Annotated in this window: 6 protein-coding genes; 2 read left to right on the top strand and 4 right to left on the bottom strand. The window is 69.2% G+C overall.

Annotation, left to right across the window (positions count from 1 at the left end):
* Both J8I34_RS17625 and J8I34_RS17620 read left to right on the top strand, forming a co-directional pair.
* A partial coding sequence (locus J8I34_RS17625; protein ID WP_500784431.1) for a Rossmann-fold NAD(P)-binding domain-containing protein occupies window positions 1-425 on the top strand: 425 nt, incomplete at its 5' end.
* Between the two features lie 13 nt (window positions 426-438).
* Window positions 439-1,344, top strand: a complete 906-nt coding sequence (locus J8I34_RS17620) for a polysaccharide deacetylase family protein (protein ID WP_029046936.1) — start codon at window positions 439-441, stop codon at window positions 1,342-1,344.
* Window positions 1,345-1,426: 82 nt separating this feature from the next.
* Here the strand turns inward: J8I34_RS17620 and J8I34_RS17615 are convergent, their stop codons facing one another.
* The 4 genes from J8I34_RS17615 to J8I34_RS17600 all read right to left on the bottom strand — a co-directional run bounded on the left by J8I34_RS17615 (window position 1,427) and on the right by J8I34_RS17600 (window position 6,626).
* On the bottom strand, window positions 1,427-3,859 hold the full coding sequence (locus tag J8I34_RS17615) for a heavy metal translocating P-type ATPase (protein ID WP_209806565.1): 2,433 nt from the start codon (window positions 3,857-3,859) through the stop codon (window positions 1,427-1,429).
* 89 nt (window positions 3,860-3,948) lie between these two features.
* Entirely contained in the window at window positions 3,949-4,359 is a 411-nt protein-coding gene (locus J8I34_RS17610; protein WP_029046938.1) for a VOC family protein, read from the bottom strand.
* A 120-nt stretch (window positions 4,360-4,479) separates the two neighbouring features.
* Window positions 4,480-5,928, bottom strand: a complete 1,449-nt coding sequence (locus J8I34_RS17605; RefSeq protein WP_209775570.1) for a heavy metal sensor histidine kinase — start codon at window positions 5,926-5,928, stop codon at window positions 4,480-4,482.
* Window positions 5,925-6,626, bottom strand: coding sequence for a heavy metal response regulator transcription factor (locus J8I34_RS17600; protein ID WP_029046940.1), 702 nt, complete (start codon window positions 6,624-6,626; stop codon window positions 5,925-5,927). Before J8I34_RS17600 ends, J8I34_RS17605 begins: the two co-directional genes overlap by 4 nt.
* Between the last annotated feature and the right edge of the window lie 184 nt (window positions 6,627-6,810).

Below are 6,810 nucleotides of genomic sequence, written 5' to 3'. Positions count from 1 at the left end.
CGATCAAGCTGGTCGATGGCGGCGCGCAGAAGCGCGCCTTCGCCGATATCTCGGACGGCATCAGCGCGCTGATGCGCGTCATCGAGAACCCCGGCGGCATCGCCAGCGGCAAGATCTTCAATATCGGCAACCCGGCCAATATCCATTCGGTGCGCGAGCTGGCCGAGATGATGCTGACGATGGCCGCGGACTACCCCGAGTACGCCGAGGAGGCGCGCAAGACGCAGATCGTCGAGACCTCGTCGGGCGACTTCTACGGCAAGGGCTACCAGGACGTGCAGCACCGCGTGCCGAAGATCGACAACACCATCGAAGAGCTGGGCTGGAAGCCCGAGGTCACGATGGAGCAGTCGCTGCGCCGCATCTTCGAGGCGTATCGCGGCAAGGTGGTCGAAGCCCGCACGCTGGTCGACTCGGCCAACTGAGCGCGCACCGCAGATGGCACGCATTGCCCTGAAGGTCGACGTCGACACCCTGCGCGGCACGCGCGAAGGCGTGCCGAAGCTACTGTCGATGCTGGACGCCGCACAGGCGCAGGCCACGTTCCTGTTCAGCCTCGGGCCAGACCATACCGGCTGGGCGCTGCGGCGCGTATTCCGGCCCGGCTTCCTGAAGAAGGTGTCGCGCACCTCGGTGGTATCCAACTACGGCTTGCGCACGCTGATGTACGGCGTACTGCTGCCGGGGCCGGACATCGGGCGCAAGGCCGCGGCGGAAATGCGCGCGGCCCGCGCCGCAGGCCACGAGTGCGGCATCCACACCTGGGACCACGTCTACTGGCAGGACAACGTGCGCGAGCGCGATGCCGCCTGGACCCGCCGCCAGATGCAGCAGGCGTTTGCGCGCTACACCGAGATCTTCGGCGAAGCGCCGCCGACGCATGGTGCGGCAGGCTGGCAGATGAACGAAGATGCGTTCCGCCAGATCGACGACTGGGGCATGGCCTATGCATCGGACGGGCGCGGCACGGCGCCTTATATCCCCACCATCGACGGCGTGCCATGCCGGCACGTGCAGATGCCGACCACGCTGCCGACGCTGGACGAACTGATCGGCACCGACGGGCTGACCGAAGACAACGTCCATACTGCGCTGCTGCAGCTGACCGCAGGCCCGGGCGACCATGTCTTTACGCTGCATACCGAGCTGGAAGGCGGCAAGCTGGCGCCGGTGTTCGAGCGGCTGCTGGCGGGGTGGCGAGCGCAGGGGCACGAACTGGTGTCGATGGCGGCGTGGTATCGCGGGCTGGATCGAAGCGGGTTGCCGGAGCTGCCGGTGACCTGGGGGGAGATTCCGGGGCGGAGTGGGGAATTGATCGTGCAGCCCGGAGTGGTATCACGCTGAGCCCCAGCCAACACCGTTTGAACCAGGCACCCCTCTCCCGCAAGCGGGAGAGCGGGAGAGGGGTGCAAACCCGTGGCGACATCTAGTCCCGGCGGCTGGCTGCCCCCACCCGCAGCCCATTGAACACCACCAGCAGGCTCGCCCCCATATCGGCGAACACCGCCATCCACATCGTTCCCATCCCCATCCCCATCACCGTCAGCGCCAGGAATACCGCCTTGATGCCCAGCGCCAGCGTGATGTTCTGCGCCAGGATGCGCGAGGTGCGGCGCGACAGGCGGACGAACTCCGGGATCTTGCGCAGGTCGTCGTCCATCAGCGCCACGTCGGCTGTCTCGATGGCGGTGTCGGTGCCGGCCGCGCCCATGGCGAAGCCGATATCGGCGCGCGCCAGCGCCGGTGCGTCGTTGATGCCATCACCAACCATGCCGATGCGGCCGCCGCGCGCGTGCGCGGCGTCGGTGAGTGCGGCGATGCCGTCGGCCTTGTCCTGCGGCAACTGGTTGCCGCGCGCCTCGTCAATGCCGACCTCGGCCGCGATGGCCTGCGCGGTATGCGGATTGTCGCCCGACAGCATCAGCGTCTTCACGCCCAGCGCATGCAATTCGGCAAGCGCCTGCCGGCTGGTCTGGCGCACCGTGTCGGCCACCGCAAAGAGCGCCAGCGCGGTGGCGGCGCCGTTGTCTTCGACGCGCGCCAGCAGCACCACGGTCTTGCCTTCGCGCTCGATCGCTTCCAGGCGCGCCTCCAGCGCCGGCGAGCATGCGCCCAGGTCATGCACCAGCCGGTGGTTGCCCAGTTGGTATTCAACGCCCTGCACCTTGCCGCGCGTGCCGCGTCCGGCGAGCGCCTCGAAATCGTCCACCGGCAGCGTGGCGATGCCCTCGCCCGCCGCCGCGGCGGCCACCGCGCGCGACACGGGGTGGTCCGAGCGCGCCGCCAGGCTGGCGGCAATGGCGCGCGCCTGCGGCGGCGCGTCAGCCAGCAGCGCATGGCCGGTCTGCACCGGCTTGCCGTGCGTGATCGTGCCGGTCTTGTCCAGCGCCACCCAGGCCAGGTGCCGGCCCTGCTCCAGGTAGACCCCGCCCTTGACCAGGATGCCCCGGCGCGCGGCCGCGGCCAGGCCGCTGACGATGGTCACCGGCGTGGAGATCACCAGCGCGCACGGGCACGCGATCACCAGCAGCACCAGCGCCTTGTAGATCCAGTCGGCCCAGCCGCCGCCGGCCAGCAGCGGCGGCACCACCGCCACCGCCACGGCAATCGCGAACACGGTCGGGGTATAGATGCGCGAGAACTGGTCGACGAAGCGCTGCGTCGGCGCGCGGCTGCCCTGCGCGGCTTCCACCGCGTGGATGATGCGCGCCAGCGTGGAGTCGCTGGCCGGCGCGGTCACGGTGTATTCCAGCTCGCCCGACTGGTTGATCGAGCCGGCGAAGAGCGGATCGCCCTCGGCCTTGTCGACCGGCACGCTTTCGCCGGTGATGGGCGCCTGGTTTAGCGCCGACTGGCCGCGCACGACCGTGCCGTCCAGCGCCACGCGCTCGCCGGGGCGCAGCCGCACCAGCGCGCCGACGGCGACGCTGGCCGCAGACACGGCTTCCCAGCTGCCGTCGTCGCGGCGCACCGTCGCCTGCTCCGGCGCCATCGCCATCAGCCCGCGGATCGCATTGCGCGCGCGGTCCAGCGAGGCAGCCTCAATGCGCTCGGCCAGCGCGAACAGCACCATCACCATCGCCGCTTCGGGCCACTGGCGCAAAAGCAACGCGCCCGTGACCGCGATGCTCATCAACGCATTGATATTCAGGTTGCCGTTGCGCAGCGCGATCCAGCCCTTGCGGTAAGTGGTCAGGCCGCCCAGCGCCACCGCCGCCAGCGCCAGCGCGGCCGGCAGCCACGGCAGGCCGAGCGCCAGCCATTCGGCCGCTTCCGCGCCGACCGCGGCCACGCCGGCCAGCGCCAGCGGCCACCAGGGCTTGTGCGCGGTGGATGATTCGGGCAGCACCTGCTGCGCGGCTTCGGCATCCAGCGGCACCGCCTGCATGCCGAGGCTGCGGATAGCAGCGACCACCGGCTCCGGCGACGGCAGCGTATGGTGGACCGTCAGCACCCGCTGGATCAGGTTGAACTCCAGCGCCGCCACGCCGGCCATACTGCCCAGCTTGTTGCGGATCAGCGTTTCCTCGGTGGGGCAGTCCATCGCGTCGATGCGATAGGCGGCCATGCGGGCGCCGGCCGGCACCTCGACAGGCGCGGCTGCCACGGCCGGCGTCAGGACAATCGTCGACGAGCAGCCACCTCCGCAGCAGTCGGGCGCCGCGGCGGCCGGGGCGGCCTGCGAAGGTCCGTGATCGTGATCGTTGGCGTGATTGTCGCCATGATCGTGATCATGGGAGTGATCGCGCCCGTGATCATGGGCGTGATCGTGGCCATGTTCATGGCAGTGTTTGGAGTGATCGTGCCCCGGGCCTGCATGATCCCGGGGCAGTGCGTCTTCAGGTGACGTGCGAGCCATCTCTTGTTGTTCGCGTGGTTTGACCTGATGACATTGAAGACCCTGTAGCGGCTACAGAGTCAAGCGGGCCAGAGGCCGCAAGAGGCCCCTCAGTGCTCGCAATTGACCATCCACGACATGCCGAAGCGGTCAACCAGCATGCCGAAGCCTTCGGCCCAGAACGTCTTCTGGTACGGCACCACCACCTGCCCGCCGTCGGCGAGCCCGTTGAAGATGCGCTCGCCCTCTTCCTTGCTGACCGCGCCGACCGACAGGCTGAAGCCGCTGAAGGCCGGGCGCTCGCCCGGGCGGCCATCGGACGCCATCAGCTGGGTCTCGCCGAACTGGATATTGGCGTGCATCACCTTGTCCTTCCAGTCTTCCGGGATCTGCATGCCCTGGTCCGGCGGCGCCTCCTTGTAGCGCATCGCAAATGTCACCTGCGCCCCCAGCACCTTGCCGTAGAACGCCACGGCTTCGTCGAAGCGGCCGCCAAAATCCAGATAGGGTTGCACCTGCATTGTCACTCTCCTTGTGGGTTGTGATCCTGGTTGCGTAGGGATGCGCCGGCCGGAGTTGCCGTTGCCGGCACGCGCGCCATTATGCGCGCGCGCCGGGCACATGCAAGTGCAGCGGGCGTTTCACGCCACCGGGGCAGGCGCCTGCGCCGTCGCGGCCGCGCCCTCGGCGGGGAATTGCAGCGAGAACACCGTGTCCCCATCCAGGCTGCGCACGGTCACGCTGCCGCCATGCAGCCGCATGATGGTGTCGACAATCGCCAGGCCGAGGCCGGTCGACGTGGCGGAATTGCGGCGCGACGGATCCGCGCGGTAGAAGCGTCCGAAGATATGCGGCAGCGTTTCCGGCGGGATCGCCGGTCCCGCGTTGCTGACGCGGATGCTGGTAGTGGCGCCGCCCGGCGCAGGCACGCGCGTGGCATCCAGCCGCACCGTGGTGCCCGCGGGCGCGTGGCGCAGCGCGTTGTCGAGCAGGTTGGTGACCGCACGCCGCAGCAGCGTCTGGTCGGCCTGCACCAGCGCGTGTCCGCCAACCGCCAGCGTGACATCGCGGTCGGCCGCGACCGCCTCGAAATACTCGGCCATCTTGTCGAGCTCTTCACGCGCGTCCAGCGTGCGCACGCCCAGCGCCACCTGCGCATGGTCGGCGCGCGCGAGGAACAGCATGTTCTCGATCATGCGCGCCAGCCGCTCGTACTCTTCCAGGTTCGATTCGAGCAGCGCCTCGTATTCCGCCGCGCCGCGGCTCTGCGCCAGCGTCACCTGGGTCTGGCCGATCAGGTTGCTGATCGGCGTGCGGAAATCGTGCGCGAGGTCGGCCGAGAACTCGGACAGCCGCGAGAAGCTGTCCTGCAGCCGCGCCAGCATGTCGTTGAGCGCGGCCGCCAGCTCGCGCAGCTCGGCGGGCGCACTGCCCACATCGAGCCGCGTGGCGAGCCGGCTGGTAGTCACCGCGGCCGCATCGGTTGCCATGCGCCGCAGCGGCCGCAGCCCGCGCCGCGCCAGCACGAAACCGAGCCCGGCCGCCACGGCCGCGCCGCACAGCGTCGCCCACAGCAGGCGGTAGCGGTATTCGCGGATCAGCGCCACGCGGTAGCCGGCATCGCGCAGCACCACGATCTCGACCGCCTTGTCGGAATCGCCGAGCTGGCCGAGCGCCGCAATGCCGCGCGAGGGCACGCCGTTGCGCGGACGCCAGGTCTGCAGCATGTCCTTTTCAGGCTGTGTGCCGGCCGGCAGCACGCGCAGCGGCGGCACGGTCTCGTTGCGCGGATTGAGGGTGACCAGCGGCTCGCCCTGGCGCGTGCGCACCACCAGGATCAGCCCTTCATGACCCATGGCGATATCGGCGAACCGGTGCGTATCGGCGCGGATTTCCGCCTCGCTGCGCACTTCGCGCAGCAGGTGGCGCACCAGCAGCACTTCGCCGACCAGCTCGCTCTCATCGCGGCCCTCCAGCTGCGCCGACAGCGCGCTGGACAGGTAGGCGGCCACGCTGACCAGGATCGCGGCCGTGGCCAGCCCGTACGCCAGCGCCAGCCGCGTGGTAAGGGACGACGGCAGCCGCATCATGCCGCGGCGGGGCCGCAGCCATCGCTGTCTTCGCCATCGTCCAGGACGTAGCCCATGCCGCGCCGGGTATGGATCAGCTTGCGCGGGAACGGGTCGTCGACCTTGGCGCGCAGGCGCCGGATCGACACGTCGACCACGTTGGTGTTGCTGTCGAAGTTGACGTCCCACACCTGGGACGCGATCAGCGAGCGCGACAGCACCTCGCCGCGGCGGCGCGCCAGCAGGTACAGCAGCGCAAACTCCTTGGAGGTCAGGTCGATCTTCTGGCCGGCGCGCACCACGCGACGCCGGATGGCGTCGATCTGCAGGTCGGCCACTTCGATGAATTCGCTTTCGCGCATCGGTCCGCGGCGCAGGATGGTGCGGATGCGCAGCACCAGCTCCGCGAACGCGAACGGCTTGACCATGTAGTCGTCGGCGCCCAGCTCCAGGCCCTTGAGGCGGTCGGACAACTCGTCGCGCGCGGTCAGGAACAGCACCGGCGTGTCGCGCTCGCGGCGCAGTTCGCGCAGCACCTGCCAGCCGTCCAGGTTCGGCAGCATCACGTCCAGCACGATCAGGTCGTAGGGGTGCTCGCGCGCGTGGGCCAGGCCGTCGACGCCGTCGCGCGCCAGGTCCACCACGAAGCCGGATTCGGTGAGGCCCTTGAGCAGGTAGTCGCCCGCCTTGGGTTCGTCCTCGACAATCAGGATACGCATGTGTCAGTCACTTTCCGGCGGCGCCAGTGCCGCCAATGCGTAACGCTAGCCGAGGACAGCCGGAAATGGGCAAAGATTTCAGAAATGTCATCGCAAAGACGGCTTTTTGCGGGTAAATGCCAGTAAAATGCGCGCTGACCGCCCGGCTTCGCCGATGGTTCCCCGCGCGCCGCGCGCTTTCCTG

Origin of the sequence: Cupriavidus phytohabitans, assembly GCF_017815025.1 — a bacterium.
Taxonomy (GTDB): domain Bacteria; phylum Pseudomonadota; class Gammaproteobacteria; order Burkholderiales; family Burkholderiaceae; genus Cupriavidus.
Note: the sequence above shows the minus strand (reverse complement) of the source record. Positions and strands in the feature narration are given on the sequence as shown.